The sequence below is a fragment of the Chryseobacterium tagetis genome (assembly GCF_016735585.2).
GTDB lineage: Bacteria > Bacteroidota > Bacteroidia > Flavobacteriales > Weeksellaceae > Chryseobacterium > Chryseobacterium tagetis.
The window spans coordinates 219430-235110 of record NZ_JAERSE020000003.1 but is presented as its reverse complement, the minus strand read 5'-3'; the positions used below and the strand labels follow the sequence as shown (position 1 = coordinate 235110).

The following is a 15681-nucleotide window of genomic DNA, read 5'->3' as shown; positions in this document are numbered from 1 at the left end:
ATTATATTTTTTTAGAAACAGTATAAATCAAGGATTTTCTGAGTTTCTAGAAAATCATCTTTGAAATTCATAAAAACGACTTTGAACGACATATCCTGTTCAGACTACTTCAGTGCGAACTTTGTACTATAAAATTTCATCAAAATATTTATTCATTATGGACACTAATAAAACATGGTTCATCACGGGGGCCGCAAGAGGTTTCGGATTTGAAATCGCCAAAGCAGCCTTAGCTAAAGGCGACAAAGTAATCGCTGCTGTTCGTAAAGGGAAAGAGCATTTAGCAGCGCAATTGGACAGTAACAACCTATTCGTCGTTGAAATGGATGTCACTGATGAAGCGGGTGTTAATGCTGCCGTAAAAGAAGCATTGGCACATTTTGGAAAAATTGATGTACTGGTCAACAATGCAGGCTTTGGCCTGTTGAGTGCCGTAGAAGAAGGCAGTGACAGCGAAATTCGTAAGATGTACGAAACAAATGTGTTCGGACTGTTAAAAGTATTGAGAGCTGTATTACCACATTTCCGTGCACAACATTCAGGGCATGTTATCAATATTTCTTCAGTGGGCGGATTAACCGGCTCTGCTGGTTGGGGGCTGTATAGTTCTACCAAGTTTGCAGTAGAAGGTATCACAGAGGCGTTGGCAAAAGAATTGGCCCCACTGGGTATCTACGCCACCGCTGTTGAGCCAGGCTATTTCCGAACCAATTTCCTCGATGGTTCATCCCTTACAACGGCTAAGCAGGTCATTGAAGATTATGCGGAAACTTCAGGTAAAATGCGCAGCTTCGCAGGCGAAGTAAGCTATAAGCAACCGGGTGACCCTGCAAAACTGGCAAAAGCTATCGTAACGGTTGCTGATGCGGAAGAGCCGCCTGTACACCTTCCACTAGGTAACGATACCTTAAAAGCCTATCGTACAAAAACAGCCTCTTTTGAGCTGGACATACAGGAATGGCTTGATGTCGTGACCAGTACGGATCATGATGATGTTCATTGATTAACTTAACGTAAATTAAAAAAATGAAGAGGATATTCTTATACGCGTTGCTGGTGATTGCAACAATTTCCAGTAACAACTTAAATGCTCAAAACATGACAACGACTCAAAAGAATAAAGAGCTGGTCGCCAAAAGCTTTGAAAACTGGGTACACCACACGGGTACACCTTTCGATTTATTGATTGATGAAGTACAATGGACGATCACAGGTTCATCTGAACAAGCAAAGACCTATACAAGCAAACAGCAATTGCTGGATGAGGTATTGAATCCGCTAAATGACCGACTATCTAGATTGATAACACCGGAAGTAAAGGGCGTATATGCCGACGGAGATATGGTCATCGTACTTTGGAAAAGCAACGCTGAAACAAATACGGGACAACCGTACAATGGCGATTATGCATGGTTTATGCAATTTAAGGATGGCAAAGTAATCAAAGTTACTGCCTTCCTGGATAATCAGAAATTTGCTGAAGCAATGGCATTACCGAAAAATAAATAAAGTATTAATTTTAAATATCAAACAATGAGCAACAATCATCTTTCTCTCACCTACAAATTAGGAGGAGAAACTGAAATCAACAGATTGGGATACGGTGGTATGCAATTAACCGGTTCTGGCGTATGGGGTGATGCACCCAACAGAGATTTAGCAGTACGCCTATTGCATTCAGTAGTAGAAAGCGGTACTAATTTCTTCGATACAGCAGATGCCTACGGCCCGGGCACAAATGAGGTGCTTTATCATGATGCATTGCACGCATACTATGATAAAATCGTAGTTGCGACAAAAGGAGGTTTGCAACGAAGTGGGCCGAACCAGTGGCATGTAAGCGGTGATCCCGAATATATTGCATCTACGATCGAAGACAGCTCGAAGCGCCTGCAATTAGATCAAATAACATTATGGCAACTGCACAGGGTAGATCCCCGCGTTCCCATCGAAGAAACACTTGCACCTGTAGCCGACGCACTGGAAAGCGGAAAAATCAAATATGTGGGATTGTCTGAAGTGGATGTAAAGACCATCGAACGTGCCAGAAAGGTAGTTCCTGTGGTTTCCGTACAGAACTTGTATAATCCTCTCCGAGCGTTCGTGGGAACCTGTGTTGGATTACACGATTGAGCAAAACCTTGCCTTTATACCGTGGTATCCACTGGCTTCCGGCCCCGGCAAAATGCAACAGAACATTCAGGCTATTGCCGAGAAACATGGAGCTACGACGGCTCAGGTTGCGTTGGCTTGGCTGCTAAGACGTTCAGCTAACACTCTTTTAATTCCCGGCACCCGTTCTCTTGCGCATTTACAGGAGAATATGGCAGCAGTTCAGGTAAAGCTGACTGATGAGGAATTTAGTTTACTTTCAAAATCATTTTAATTATTTAAAAATTCACAAAAATGGCAAACGATAATAAAAAGCCGGTATGGTTTATCACAGGATGCTCCACCGGATTCGGACGAGAATTGGCAAAAGAATTATTTGAAAAAGGCTACAATGTTGTAGTTACCACAAGGGACACAACTAAGTTGAGCGATTTGGTAGCTGGACACGAAGATAATAGTTTGGTACTTCCATTGGATGTAACCAATAAAGAACAAGTACAAACCGCTGTAGCAAAGGCAGAGGAAACTTTCGGGCGTATTGATGTGCTGGTGAATAACGCGGGGTTTGGATATTTCAGCAGTGTAGAAGAAGGCGAAAATGAAAAGATCCGTGCGCAGTTCGAGACCAATGTTTTTGGATTGATATATGTTACACAGGCCGTACTTCCAAGTATGCGCAAAAATAAAAGAGGTCATATCGTAAATTTTTCCTCCATAGGCGGCTTACGCTCTTTTCCTGCTCTCGGATTTTATCATGGAACTAAATATGCCGTAGAGGGAATTTCCGAAACATTGGCTTTGGAAACCGAACCTTTTGGTGTTAAGGTAACATTGGTGGAGCCGGGCCCTTTCCGAACAGACTGGGCAGGACGTTCAGCATTTCAGACTCCTGTAAAAATTGATGAATATGATGCCACAGTAGGAGAACGCATGCGTATGACAGAAGGTTATAGCGGTAAACAAAAGGGAGACCCTGTTAGGGCAGCTGCGGCTATTATCAAAGCTGTTGAAGCTGAAAACCCGCCACTTCGTTTGCTGCTTGGCAAAGCTGCTTATGATCTTGCAAATGAAAAATTAGATTCGATGAAGGCAAATTTTGAATTGTGGAAGGATGTTTCTCTCGGTGCCGATTTTCCCGATGGAGAATAATATTGGAGTATATTCTTCAGCAACACTTTAAAGAAAGGATGAGGTTATCGGACTTCATCCTTTAGAATATTTCATCTAATTTATGAGAATTGGCGTCTCCCAAAATGAGCTTTTTAGAATATACATTTGACACTTAAAGTATATAGATACTTATGATAAAGTAATACATTTGTATTATGAAATATATAAAGGCACCCACAGCGTTGACAATGGCTCCTTATAACCAAAGGGAACTTAAACTGAATGGTTTTTCAGTTGTAGAATCGTGTACGCATACTGTAAACAATAAGGGAGCTATGTATCTGGAAGAGCATATGCTTTTATTCGTGAAGCAAGGTGTGAATATCCTCAAGGATGGAAAGACTGAATTTGTTGTACGCAAAAATGAGATGGTATTTCTTAAAAAAGCCACGCTTGTGGAATACCACAAAACGGGAGATACGGATCAGGACAATCTATACATCAGTCTGATGTTTTTTTTAAAAGATGAATTTCTGCAGGATTTTATTAAAATGGCCAATATCAAATCTGTCCACACTGAGGAAAGAGTAAGGATTTTGGTTAAACCTGTAAACGAAAGGCTGTTGCGTTTTTTTGAATCTATAGAGCCTTATTTTAATGAACCTGAGAACATTGATGCCGGGCTGATAAAAATAAAGATGCTCGAACTTTTATATGACCTTGCCGGAACAGATAAGAACCTTTTTCAGCAATTACTACAAATGAAACAGCCGGTACGCACAGAGATTCCTGAAGTAATGGAGAAAAATTATACCAGTCCTGTATCTTTAACAGAGTTGGCTTATCTCTCAGGAAGGAGTTTAGCAAGTTTCAAACGCGACTTTCAGACTATTTACAATATGGCTCCTTCTCAGTGGATTCGTAAAAAGAGATTAGATAAGGCAAAGGAAGTGTTGGAAAATACTTCCATGGCCGTTTCTGATGTCTGTTATACGCTGGGTTTCGAAAATCCAGCTCATTTTTCAAGAATATTCAAAGAACATTTTGGCTATCCGCCCTCTAATTTACGCCAACAGAAAGCGTAAGAAAAATTGTATAAAAAAACCGCAGCGTGTAATTTCTGCGGTTTTTTTATTGCTGATTTTAATTTTTAAAATCTGTTGAAAAACTAATTTCTTTCCATTCTTCCAATTCAGTATCAAAAGTCTTGATCTTATCTTTTGCAAGATGATAGGAATCACTTCCTAAATATAGATGAACCGGAGGATTTGGATGATCTGCAAGCATAATCATAACTTCTGCTGCTTTTTCGGGATTTCCCGGTTGCTTGCCTGCCAATGTAGCGATGATCTCTTCCTGGGCTTTATGAATTCAATCATAATCATCTATTATGTTTGCAGAAGGAAATACTGCCGAGTCTCCTAAAAAATTCGTACGGAATCCCCCCGGTGCAATCGTCGTTACCTTGATACCAAGCGGGGCTAAATCTCTTGCCAGACCTTCTGAGAGTCCTGTTATCGCAAATTTGGTTGAGGAATAGACGGACCAGCCATAACCCGAATAAAATCCGAACATAGAGGATATATTCATCAGATAACCGGCTTTTGCTTTCCTGAAGTACGGCAACACCCCCTTGATGACATTAATAGTTCCATATAGGTTTACATCAAAGCTTTGTTCTATTTCATTATCGCTAAGTTCTTCCAACGCTCCGCCTATTCCGTAACCTGCATTATTAACAACCACATCAAGCTTTCCGAATTTGTCATAGGTTGCTTTAATGGATGCTGCAACAGAAGATGGATTGGTTAAATCTACTTCCAGAGGCAGGAAGTTTTCTTCATTTTGTGAACCAACAGCTTTTTCAAGTGCACTACGTGATCTTGAAGTTGCGGCTACCTTATATCCTTTTTCTAATAATTTATTTACCAAGGCCAGCCCCAATCCTTTGGATGCCCCGATTATGTACCATATCTTATCCATACTATAAAAATTTTTATTTAACAAAGCTACAGGTGGAAGGCTTTTTTGAGGATGCACAAATCAAACGGAAAACTGCGAATATCAAATGAACTATAAAAATGGTTGATTGAATCAGCGAGGTATAGTGCATCTCTCAAAACTGCTTTTGACTAAAAATGACTATAAATTATAAGAGCTGGCACATTTGGTATATGCCAGCTCTCTGTTTAATGAAGTTGCTGTATTCAAAACGTATTATTTATCTGCTCTTTTAGTATAACCGATTTCATTTATGAAATTCAGGTATTCTTCAATAGGTTGTTCAAGAGCGGATTTGAACATTTCAAACAATTCTTTAGTATAAGGTTGGGCAAAGTGGAAATCAATTGCTGCCTGGCTTCTCCATCTCTCGTACAATACAAACTTAGTATTGTCACCAGGTACGGTGTGAAAAAAGAATTCGATATTTCCTTGCTCAGGTCTGCTGTTTACAATTGATTTTTGAAACTGATTAATAAAGGTTTCCTGCATGCCATCTTTTACTTTGAAAATCACAACAAGATCAACTGGCGTATCACTCGAAAGAGGGTTCTTGATTTCATTTTTTGGCAAAGGAGATACATCATGGAGGTAAAGAATCTCCATTGGTTTTGTCAATGCCGTTTTATTTGATTCCAGTACATCTTTTGCATATTTCTTTGTAAAATGTTCATCCAAAGATTTTTGGTTATCCCATCTTTCAAATAAATAAAAGGTGTTTGGCTTGTCCTTATGTTCGAATAATTCCATCGATATGTTTCCCTTCTCATTCAGGGCACCATTTTTATCTGCGATAAGTGCTTTTCTTAACGCTTCTTTCTGTTCCGCCTTAACGTTAAAAGTGACCAACATGGTTATTCTTTCTTCGCTCACATTTTGAGCAGAGGCGATATTAAAACTTGTCATAAACGTAATAATTATGATGGGAATAATTTTATTCCACAAATTGATTTTTTTCATTTTTTAAATTGTTAGATTGTTAAAAATAAGTGGCTAACCTACATTTAACCATTTATATGTTAGGCATCATCATGGTCTGTGCCGGTGATCACTTCATGCCAAGCCTCAATATCTGCATTAAACGTATCCATCTTTTCTTTGAAGAGTTGCAGTGTATCTTTTCCCAAAGGCAGATGCACAGGAGGTTTTTCAGCATCAGCTATTTTGAGAATGGCCTGTGCCAGTTTCTCCGCACTGCCAGGCTGTTTTTGATTTACCTGAGTAGCATAGCTTCGCATATCACCAACAGTTTCCGCGTAATCTTCAATACTATTGGCAGATCTTGTAAGCGATGATTGATCAAGGAAATCCGTACGGAAGAAGCCAGGTTCTACGGCTGTAGCATAAATACCAAGTGGAGCTAGCTCTTTTGACAAGGCTTCAGTTATACCTTCCACGGCAAACTTGGTAGAACCATAAAGTCCCCATCCTATGATTCCCGTCAGTCCGCCTACCGAAGAGAGATTAATAATATGTCCTTTGAGTTCCTTACGCATATAAGGCAATACTGCGCGAGTGACATTCAATAATCCAAATACATTTGCCTCATAATTGGCTTTAACTTCCGCGTCACTCGCCTCTTCCACGGCGCTCAATAATCCAAATCCGGCGTTATTGACCAATACATCGATCCTTTCAAATTTCTCCGTGGAAAGATTCGCTACTTCTTTCGCTTGCTGCTCATTTGTAACGTCCAGAATAGTCACAAACAGATTTTCATTATTCAATTGAGCTTGTAGTTTTTCTGGATTACTACGTACTGTTGCTACTACTTTATCACCTTCAGCAAGAGCAGCTTTGACGATTTCCAACCCGAATCCACGGGAAGCACCGGTAACTAACCATACTTTTTGCTTTTTCATTTTATAATATTTTTAAATTAAATTACACTACAAAGGTTGTTCTATTTTCACATTTCTACATTACTAAAAAGCTCAAACATTTTAACTTTACAGCTCAGTTTTAAGTAGATAAAATAAGATTACGTTTCTTCATGGCACAGGCCTATTCAGGTAGAAACCACGTTAGGTAATCTTTCTTTTTGCTTTCAGTAAAAGGTGGCAGGAAGTCGTTTATGGTAACATCCGGATCTGAAAAGAGAATGGACTTAATGTTTGATAAACTATCGAATCCGCGTTTTCCGAAGTATTTTCCTAATCCTGAAGTTCCTATGCCACCAAAAGGTAAAGAGGTCAGGAATACTTGCATATTAGTTTGATTAACAGCTCCGCCTCCGGAAGAAACACTATTAATGAAACGGTCAATAGCCTGTTGATCTCTACTGAATATATAGGCTGCTAATCCTTTTGGTTTCTCCTTGATTACTTTAATTGCTGTTGCGATATCATCGTAAGAGATAATTGGCAGAATAGGGCCAAATATTTCTTCTTCCAGCACCTTCTCTTCCCAGGAAGCAGGAAATACCAGAGTTGGTTCAAAATAGCGATTTTCGACATCGAAGCTACCTCCATAAACTACGTTAGCCCCTTTAATTACTTCTGCCAGACGTAAGACATCCTTCTCCGAAATAATCCTTGAATAATCATCGCTCTTTGAAGCATCCCTACCATAGAGTTCATCCAACGCAATTTTGCATTCAGAAACGAATTCTTGAGCTATAGATTGGTGTACATAAACATAGCCGGGCGAAACACACCATTGACCTGCGAAAGCTGTTGCGCCCCATGTTATTTTACGTGCCGCTTCTTTTAAATTAGCGGTCTGATCTACGATTACCGCATTCTGCCCACCTAGCTCCAATAGCACAGGGGTTAAATTTTCGGCAGCGGCTTTCATCACAATTTTACCTACCTGGATGCTACCTGTAAAGAAAATAAAATCGAAGGGCAACTCAAGTAGCTGAGTCATGGCCTCTCTATTTCCCTGCACTGCCGCTACACACTCTTCGTTGAAATATTGAGCTATTAATTGAGTGAAAAGGGCTGCAACTGCGAATGAGGAATTTGATGGTTTCACAATGGCAGTATTACCGGCAGACAAAGCAGCCAGCAGTGGGTCAATAATTAATACTACAGGAGCATTAAAAGGTCCAACAATAAGGGAAACACCGTAGGGTTCACGATAGATATAGCCTTTGTGTCCTGTATCTGACATTCTTTTGGGAAGCTCTGCCAATTCTGGTTCCATCCATTTCTTAAGGCTTTGTTTAGTTTCCTCAATGGCTCCTAAACTGGCAAAGATTTCCTGATCCTGTTCAAATTCTGCGGTTTTGAAATCCTTTGCTAACGCCTCTTTAAATGCCTGAACATTTTCTTTGATCATATTCTCAAGGCGGGTAAGCTGATCAATCCGCCATTTGTAAGTTTTGGTAGCATCAGTCAAAAAATAAGTTTTTTGCTTTTCAAAGATGCTCTTGAATTGATTTTCCATTGTAAATATGTTTAAGGGATTCTGTAACCGCTTTGATTTTGGATCATCCAACCAGGGTATTGAAGTGGCAACGGGCTAATTGCATCTATCATTTTTAGATCTTCTACCGATAAATGAATAGCTGTCGATTGGATATTGTCTTTCAACTGTTCTGTTGTTTTAGCACCAATGATGGTACTGGTAATTCCTGGCTGTTGTCTTACCCATGCTAGAGCAACTTGAGCAACCGTAGCATCGTATTGCTGACCGATTTGCTTCATAACATCCACCAGGTCGTATGCTTTTTCTTTATTAACGGGTGGAAAATCGAAATTTGCCCGGCGTGAGCCTTCACTCGATTGTTCTCTTGTGAATTTTCCTGAAAGAAAACCTCCCGCAAGTGGACTCCATGGAAACATCGCCAGATTATGATCTTGTGCCAAGGGTACCAGCTCATGTTCAATGTCACGAGTAACAGCCGCATAGTGATATTGAAGTCCGATAAATTTATGCCACCCATTATAATGAGCGATAGCCTGAGCTTTTGCAACCATCCATGCAGGCCAGTTGCAAATTGCTATATAACGTACTTTACCTGTGTTTACTACATCATTTAAGCTACGGACAATATCTTCAAGATCTGTTTTAAAATCGACCCCATGCACATAAAGAATGTCTATGTGATCCAGTTGCAAGCGCTTCAGACTGGCATCAACTGAATTGAAGATATGATAGCGCGAAAGCCCCCTGCCGTTGGGACTATCATCCATAATACCCATTACCTTTGTAGCGATAATCATTTGATCTCTTGGTACAGCAAGGTCTTTAAGGGATTGACCCAGTAGTTGCTCCGACTGTCCAAAGGAATACACATTGGCTGTATCAATGAAATTGATACCGGCATCAATGACCGATTTCATTAATTCATTGACTTCGTTTTGCTGTAACTTTCCAATATTCTCCCACATACCGGCATTTTGACCGCCGAATGTCATTGTTCCAAAACAAAGTTCTGACACCATCAGTCCTGTGTTTCCTACATAATTGTATTTCATATACTTGTTTTTTTATGATTGTTGAAAATGCAAAGTTTTCACTCTGATAGATTTATTAAAGTGTCCAACCTCCGTCAATAAGGAAATCGCTTCCGGTAACAAAAGAACTTTCATCCGAAATAAGATACCTTACCAGATAAGCGATATCTTGTGGTTGTCCTAAACGGCCTAAAGCGGCATCACGGGCTGCTTGCTCGTTCATTTCAGGTGCGTTTACAGAGATAATGTTGGTCTCTACAAATCCTGGCAAAACGGCGTTCACCCTGATTTTATATTGCCCCAATTCACTTGCTGCCGTTTTGGTGATACCTCTGATTGCCCATTTGGTGGAATTGTATATAATACAACCTGCCAACCCCCTGATGCCACATATAGAAGACGTGTTAACGATGGAACCACCCGTTTTCTTCATTGCCTCCGCAGTATATTGAATGCCCCAAAATGTTCCCTTTTGGTTCACGCTGATCTGTCTTTCAAGCGTTTCTTCGGTCACATCCTCAATTGATCCGGGCAAATAGATACCCGCATTGTTAACCAGTCCATCTATTCTTCCAAATAGCTTGATTGTTTGCTCAACCACGTTTTTCCAATCAGAAGGTTTAGTTACATCATGATGGAAGTAGACCGCCTTTTTACCAAATGGTTTTATGGCTTCTTCTCCTTTACTATCGTCAAGATCAGTGAATACAACGTTGGCTCCTGAAAGCGCCAGCAATTCAGCTTCAGCACGGCCAATGCCGTTTGCAGCACCAGTTACAATAACAGTTTTTCCTTCTATTGCTTTAGCGGTAAATTTTTCCGCAATATTTTCTGTGTTCATTTTTATTTATTTTTTAGGTGAATAAAATCTTCTAATAAGCCTCCTTTTTTTACGAACGATCGGACCAAAGGTCAACTTCACCAAGACGGTCAGCACCTTGTGTTGCTAACATCCATCCGGGATATTCAGCCGGCAGTTCACTTACCGTGTCCAGCTGTTTGATTTCCTCATCTGTGAGCTTTAGTTCGGTTGCTGCGATGTTATCTTGCAGTTGTTCGACACGCTTTGCACCAACGATCACAGAAGTTACTACTGGTTTTGAAAGCAACCAGGCCAATGCTACACGTGCCGCACTACAGTTGTATTTTTCGGCAATAGGGAAAATTACATCGAGGATGTTCCATGCACGTTCTTTATCTACAATTGGGAAATCGAATGTAGTACGTCTTGATCCTTCCGGCTTTTGGTTTTCCCTGCTGAATTTTCCCGACAACAATCCTCCGGCTAAGGGGCTCCATACCAACAGCCCCAGTTTTTCATTTTCCAGCAGGGGGACAATTTCTCTTTCAAGATCTCTTCCTGCAATGGAATAGTAAGCTTGCAATGATTCAAACCTAACAGTATTCTTTAATGCCGAAATACCTAATGACTGCGCTAATTTCCAGGCTTGCCAATTGGAGCAGCCGATGTAACGCACTTTACCCTGGGTGACCAGATCATCCAGCGTACGCAATATCTCATCTGTAGGAGTGAGTACATCGTTCGCATGAATTTGGTAAAGGTCAATATAATCTGTTTGCAGATTTTTTAGGCTTGATTCAATGGCATCCATTATATGCTTGCGCGACGCGCCAACGTCGTTGCGGCCTGGCCCTATACGGCTGTAAAATTTTGTAGCCAGCACCACATCTTTTCGAAGGATACTAAGGTCTTTAAACGCCTGACCAAGTGTTTTCTCGCTTTCGCCGGATGAATACACATCGGCTGTGTCGAAGAAATTGATGCCCGCCTCTAAAGCTGCTTTTATAAGGTTGTTTGCGTCTGCTTGTCCAACATCACCTATATGCGAATAGACACCAGAACCTGAACCCATCGTCATTGTTCCCAAGCAAAGTTGGGAAACCAATAATCCCGTATTACCTAATGCTTTGTATTCCATGATTTTTGACTTTTTTACTGTTCCTTTTCCTTTAAAAATGTTATGCTGTTGCCTCTTCCGTAGTCTTGATCCACCCCTTGGCGTAATGAACAATCGCCATCAATTTTTCTGGAATTTTCTTATCAGCAGCACGTTCTGTATCCAGTAACATTGTTATTTGATCCTCTTTCCCTTCATTGGCCCATTGTGCCCATTCTGGGTTGACTACGATACTTCTTCCGATGGCTACGAGATCAAGCCCGAGGCTTAAGGCTTGGTCAGCTTCTGTGGGTGTAGTCACCTGTCCTGCCGCAATTACCGGTACACGGTTGTTAACATATGATGTCAATACTTCGGTGATGGTTTTATCGGTATCGCTGTCCAGTGGTTTTTGTGTCAGGACCTGGAATAATGAGAAATGGAGGTAATCCACCTGTTCATGAATCAATCTATCAACCAAAGCCAAACTATCTGGTAATCTTAATCCTTCTTTAGGCAATTCTTCAGGGGAAATACGGAAACCCAATGCAAATGGACGATCAGAATACTCGGCAATAACACGTCTAACCTCACGAACTACCTCAGTAGAAAAACGCAGACGGTTATTAATTGAACCACCCCATTGATCTGTACGCTGGTTGAACATCGGAGATAAAAAGTTTTGGTTCAAGAAACCATGAGCACCATGTATTTCAATACCATCAAACCCGGCGGCTATCGCCCTCCGGGCAGTAGCACCGAAAGCTTTGATAATATCCCAGATTTCATTTTCCTCCAAAGCTCTGGGAGTTAACAGATCAGCAGGAGTAAAAGGGGTTACCTCTGATTTTATAGCACTGGCACTTACAACATCCCTGCTAGGGATCAAGTCTGTGACTGCTTTGTTTCCTGCATGAAAAACTTGCAGTATAGCGGGAGCACCGTCACTTTTTGTTGCATCGGCTAATTTTTTCAGACTAGGGATAAAGCTATCATCATATCCGGCAAATTCATGGGTAAAACCAATCCCTTCCGGGGTTACATGCGTACAGCCGGTGATAACCAATCCTACGCCTTTTACACGTGCTTTATACCATTCTACTTCTTCATCCGCAATTGTGAAATCATCGTTTCCTGCCCATGTAGTCATAGGGGCCATTGCAATCCTGTTCTTGATTTGTATTCCTTTTGTCAATTGAAAAGGCTCAAGCAATTTTTTGTACTGTTTCATTTTCTTATTGTTTGATACAAAGGTAAATACCGCTACAGGGGTGGCGGATGCGCAGATGAAACCAAAAAATGCAAATTTCAAACAGCCTATCAAATACTAAATCGCCTGTACTACTATACCTAAAAATAATTTTGATAGCCTACAAAAAAGAAAAGACTGTCTCATGGTTGAGAACAGTCTCTTTATCAACTAGTATCTGATAGTTATTTGCTAAAGCTTGAAAAACTAAATCGCGTTATTGTAACATCTTTAGTAAGAAACCGGAAACTCTTCAGTCCTGAAATATTTTCCATTTTGTCATTCTGTCCTGAAGATTGATAGACTCACCTTCTGTTGAAAATATCCCATTGCCGTGATGATGAAAAGGTTTTATTTTATCTTTCTCAGGGTTTTTCCAGGCAGCTACCGCTTTCAGTACAAAAAGATTATATCGGTCAACGAGTTCGGTATTGACCACCTTGCATTCAATATTAAACAGGCAATCTTCGATCATAGGAGCCTGAACAATGCTTGCCGGTGTAATGGTTAGGTTAAATTTCTCAAACTTGTTATCTCTGTCACCAGAACAATTACCTATATCCACAACTTTTTCAATGATATCAATACCGGGAATAGATAACACACATTCCTGGTTTTTCACGAGCGCCTTATAACTGTAATCCCATGGACCAACAATTGCTCCAATCAAAGGAGGGTCGTGCTGTATCATCATTTGAAATCCCATAGTCATAACATTGGGTACACCCTTGTTTTCCGTACATACGAGTAAAACAGATCCCGGCTCTATCTGGCGGTAGATCTTATCAACGGGGTAAGTTTCCATAACTGATTTATTGAACATTGATACCTATTGTGTAACCGAAAATCTTACTTTGATGAATCTATGAAACCTTAATTACTATTTTGCCGAACGCACCACGGCCAAGGTGTTCATAAGCTTTAACTGCATCCTCAAAGTTATATATAGTGTCTATTACGGGCTTAATGTGATGCTGTTCAAAGGCTTTATTCATTTCTTCAAACGCTGCTCTGTGCCCAACGGCAATACCCTGAATATTGGTTTGTCTGAATATCACCGGCATCAGATCAAGGTTGGTCTTTTGTCCTGTCAGGAAACCGATAAGCGAGATTTGACCGCCAACTCTTGTGGCCAGGACAGAATGATTGAGACCTTCACCGCCTACAACTTCGAGTAAATGGTCAGTACCCTTTCCATTCGTCAGTTTGGTAACTTCGGCCGCCCAATCCGTTGTTTTTACATAATTGATAATTTCCTGTGCTCCAAGTTCACGTGCCTTAATTCCTTTTTGATCACTGCTGGTAGTCACGATTACTTTTGCGCCCAAAGCATTGGCTATTTGTATCCCGAAAATGGATACCCCTCCAGTACCTTGTATCAACACCGTTTCTCCGGCCTTAAGATTACCGTATGTAACGAGTGAAAACCATGCTGTTAATGCCGCAATAGGAAGTGTAGAGGCTTCCTCATCTGTCAGGTATGATGGGGCTTTGACCGCAGACTCTTCGTGGATAAGCATATACTGAGCCAATCCACCCGGCAAGGGGGCACCAAAGCAGAAATCAGGTTCATTTGGTGCGGGTTGTCCGTCAATCCATTTTGAGTATAAGTGAGAGGTAACCCTATCTCCAACCTTAAAACGGCTTACATTTCCCCCAATTTTCACTACCGTTCCTGCAGCATCTGATACAGGGATCAGTGGTTTAGGAATCATTTCAGGTTCATAAATGCCATCCACAATTGCCTTATCTCTAAAATTAAGAGAAACCGCGCCTACTTTAATTAAGATATCATTAGGTCCCGGCGTTGGAACTGCTACCTCATCAAGTGTCAGGTTCTCTAAACCGAAAGCATGTAATTGCCACGCTTTCATCGTTATTGATTTTTCTAACATAGTATTAAAATTTTAAAATGTATATCAACTGTATGTCTCTACATACAATCACTTTTCTTGCTACTAAAAAGCAAAGCGTTGTTTTTGTGCCTTGATATCTACAAATGGCTATTACGGTAATGTTTGGGTGTGGAAGTCTCCGCCTTTTTGAAAAAGTTAATAAAGTGAGGTAGTTCTTCAAATCCCAGGCACCAGGAAATTTCAGAAATATTCCAGTCGGTATGTTGAAGTAAACTTCTGGCTTCCTGCATTATTCTTTCAGAAATAAATTGCGATGTAGTCTTTCCTGTTACTTTTTTCAATGATCGATTTAAATGGTTGACGTGTACAGAAAGATTCTCGGCAAACTCAATGGGATGCCTTAACTTAATCTGTTGTCTTGGTGATTCTATTGGAAACTGACGTTCCAATAACTCTGTGAATAATGAAGTTATTCGCAAAGACGCATTTGAATCGTCAACAGGATTACTTTTGATAGGGGTTAATTTTAGCGCAAGATGAATAAGCTCAAAAACCAATGCACGTATGGCATCATATTTATAAAAATAGTCTGATTCAATCTCTGCGATCATCTTTTTGAAAATAATACCGATCTGCTCTTCTTGTTCTTCATTCAGTTCAAACAAAGGAATGTTTCCGGGCTTAAAAACAGGATAATCGTTGATATTGCCGAAATGATTGAAAAAACCTTCCGTAAATACACAGAAATATCCCGTTTGCTCCTCATCCAGCAGTTCCCAGGAATACGGGATGTTGGGATTTGAAAATAGAAGCGCACTATCCTTAAATTCTAAGCCTTTATCTGCATAAGAAAATTTTGTCTGGCCCTTCAATAAGCTAATCTTATAAAATCCTTTTCTGTTGTAAGGCTGACAATTGATCTTATTAGTTGGCGTGCTGTATATAGGGAAAACATTAAACTGACCGATCTCCCTTTGCAAGTGGTCCGGCATCCAGATTAATTTATCATCAAAAAACTGCTGTGCTTGTGTTACTCTTTCCATAAATCTTAT

The 15681-nt window shown here is 40.4% G+C and carries 18 protein-coding genes; 6 read left to right on the top strand and 12 right to left on the bottom strand.

What is annotated here, in order from left to right; translation table 11 throughout:
* Positions 1 to 157: 157 nt before the first annotated feature.
* The 6 genes from JI747_RS11080 to JI747_RS11055 all read left to right on the top strand — a co-directional run bounded on the left by JI747_RS11080 (position 158) and on the right by JI747_RS11055 (position 4307).
* The gene (locus JI747_RS11080; protein ID WP_225688636.1) at positions 158 to 1003 is read left to right on the top strand and encodes an oxidoreductase; all 846 of its coding nucleotides are present in this window, start codon (positions 158 to 160) and stop codon (positions 1001 to 1003) included.
* Between the two features lie 23 nt (positions 1004 to 1026).
* Complete coding sequence (locus JI747_RS11075) at positions 1027 to 1509, top strand: nuclear transport factor 2 family protein (RefSeq protein WP_225688635.1); 483 nt, start codon at positions 1027 to 1029, stop codon at positions 1507 to 1509.
* A 24-nt stretch (positions 1510 to 1533) separates the two neighbouring features.
* Positions 1534 to 2133: an aldo/keto reductase gene (locus tag JI747_RS11070; protein WP_225688634.1), complete on the top strand. Its 600-nt coding sequence runs from the start codon at positions 1534 to 1536 to the stop codon at positions 2131 to 2133.
* A gap of 52 nt (positions 2134 to 2185) precedes the next feature.
* Positions 2186 to 2386: an aldo/keto reductase gene (locus JI747_RS11065; protein ID WP_225688633.1), complete on the top strand. Its 201-nt coding sequence runs from the start codon at positions 2186 to 2188 to the stop codon at positions 2384 to 2386.
* A gap of 20 nt (positions 2387 to 2406) precedes the next feature.
* Positions 2407 to 3261, top strand: a complete 855-nt coding sequence (locus JI747_RS11060) for an oxidoreductase (RefSeq protein ID WP_225688632.1) — start codon at positions 2407 to 2409, stop codon at positions 3259 to 3261.
* A 176-nt stretch (positions 3262 to 3437) separates the two neighbouring features.
* Entirely contained in the window at positions 3438 to 4307 is an 870-nt protein-coding gene (locus JI747_RS11055; RefSeq protein WP_225688631.1) for an AraC family transcriptional regulator, read from the top strand.
* Positions 4308 to 4365: 58 nt separating this feature from the next.
* Here JI747_RS11055 and JI747_RS11050 read toward each other — a convergent pair whose 3' ends face one another.
* The 12 genes from JI747_RS11050 to JI747_RS10995 all read right to left on the bottom strand — a co-directional run bounded on the left by JI747_RS11050 (position 4366) and on the right by JI747_RS10995 (position 15672).
* On the bottom strand, positions 4366 to 4560 hold the full coding sequence (locus JI747_RS11050) for a Rossmann-fold NAD(P)-binding domain-containing protein (RefSeq protein ID WP_225688630.1): 195 nt from the start codon (positions 4558 to 4560) through the stop codon (positions 4366 to 4368).
* 33 nt (positions 4561 to 4593) lie between these two features.
* A complete protein-coding gene (locus tag JI747_RS11045) occupies positions 4594 to 5205 on the bottom strand; it encodes an SDR family oxidoreductase (RefSeq protein ID WP_225688629.1) in 612 nt (203 codons plus the stop codon).
* Positions 5206 to 5439: 234 nt separating this feature from the next.
* Positions 5440 to 6183: a putative quinol monooxygenase gene (locus JI747_RS11040; RefSeq protein ID WP_225688628.1), complete on the bottom strand. Its 744-nt coding sequence runs from the start codon at positions 6181 to 6183 to the stop codon at positions 5440 to 5442.
* Positions 6184 to 6242: 59 nt separating this feature from the next.
* Entirely contained in the window at positions 6243 to 7085 is an 843-nt protein-coding gene (locus tag JI747_RS11035; RefSeq protein WP_225688627.1) for an oxidoreductase, read from the bottom strand.
* A gap of 142 nt (positions 7086 to 7227) precedes the next feature.
* Positions 7228 to 8613, bottom strand: coding sequence for an aldehyde dehydrogenase family protein (locus tag JI747_RS11030; RefSeq protein WP_225688626.1), 1386 nt, complete (start codon positions 8611 to 8613; stop codon positions 7228 to 7230).
* Positions 8614 to 8624: 11 nt separating this feature from the next.
* Complete coding sequence (locus JI747_RS11025) at positions 8625 to 9647, bottom strand: aldo/keto reductase (RefSeq protein WP_225688625.1); 1023 nt, start codon at positions 9645 to 9647, stop codon at positions 8625 to 8627.
* Positions 9648 to 9702: 55 nt separating this feature from the next.
* Positions 9703 to 10467, bottom strand: a complete 765-nt coding sequence (locus JI747_RS11020; protein ID WP_225688624.1) for an SDR family NAD(P)-dependent oxidoreductase — start codon at positions 10465 to 10467, stop codon at positions 9703 to 9705.
* 49 nt (positions 10468 to 10516) lie between these two features.
* Entirely contained in the window at positions 10517 to 11566 is a 1050-nt protein-coding gene (locus JI747_RS11015; protein WP_225688623.1) for an aldo/keto reductase, read from the bottom strand.
* Positions 11567 to 11606: 40 nt separating this feature from the next.
* On the bottom strand, positions 11607 to 12755 hold the full coding sequence (locus tag JI747_RS11010) for an NADH-dependent flavin oxidoreductase (protein ID WP_225688622.1): 1149 nt from the start codon (positions 12753 to 12755) through the stop codon (positions 11607 to 11609).
* Between the two features lie 271 nt (positions 12756 to 13026).
* The gene (locus JI747_RS11005) at positions 13027 to 13578 is read right to left on the bottom strand and encodes a flavin reductase family protein (protein WP_225688621.1); all 552 of its coding nucleotides are present in this window, start codon (positions 13576 to 13578) and stop codon (positions 13027 to 13029) included.
* 58 nt (positions 13579 to 13636) lie between these two features.
* Complete coding sequence (locus JI747_RS11000; RefSeq protein WP_225688620.1) at positions 13637 to 14668, bottom strand: zinc-dependent alcohol dehydrogenase family protein; 1032 nt, start codon at positions 14666 to 14668, stop codon at positions 13637 to 13639.
* A 98-nt stretch (positions 14669 to 14766) separates the two neighbouring features.
* Positions 14767 to 15672, bottom strand: a complete 906-nt coding sequence (locus JI747_RS10995; RefSeq protein WP_225688619.1) for a helix-turn-helix domain-containing protein — start codon at positions 15670 to 15672, stop codon at positions 14767 to 14769.
* Between the last annotated feature and the right edge of the window lie 9 nt (positions 15673 to 15681).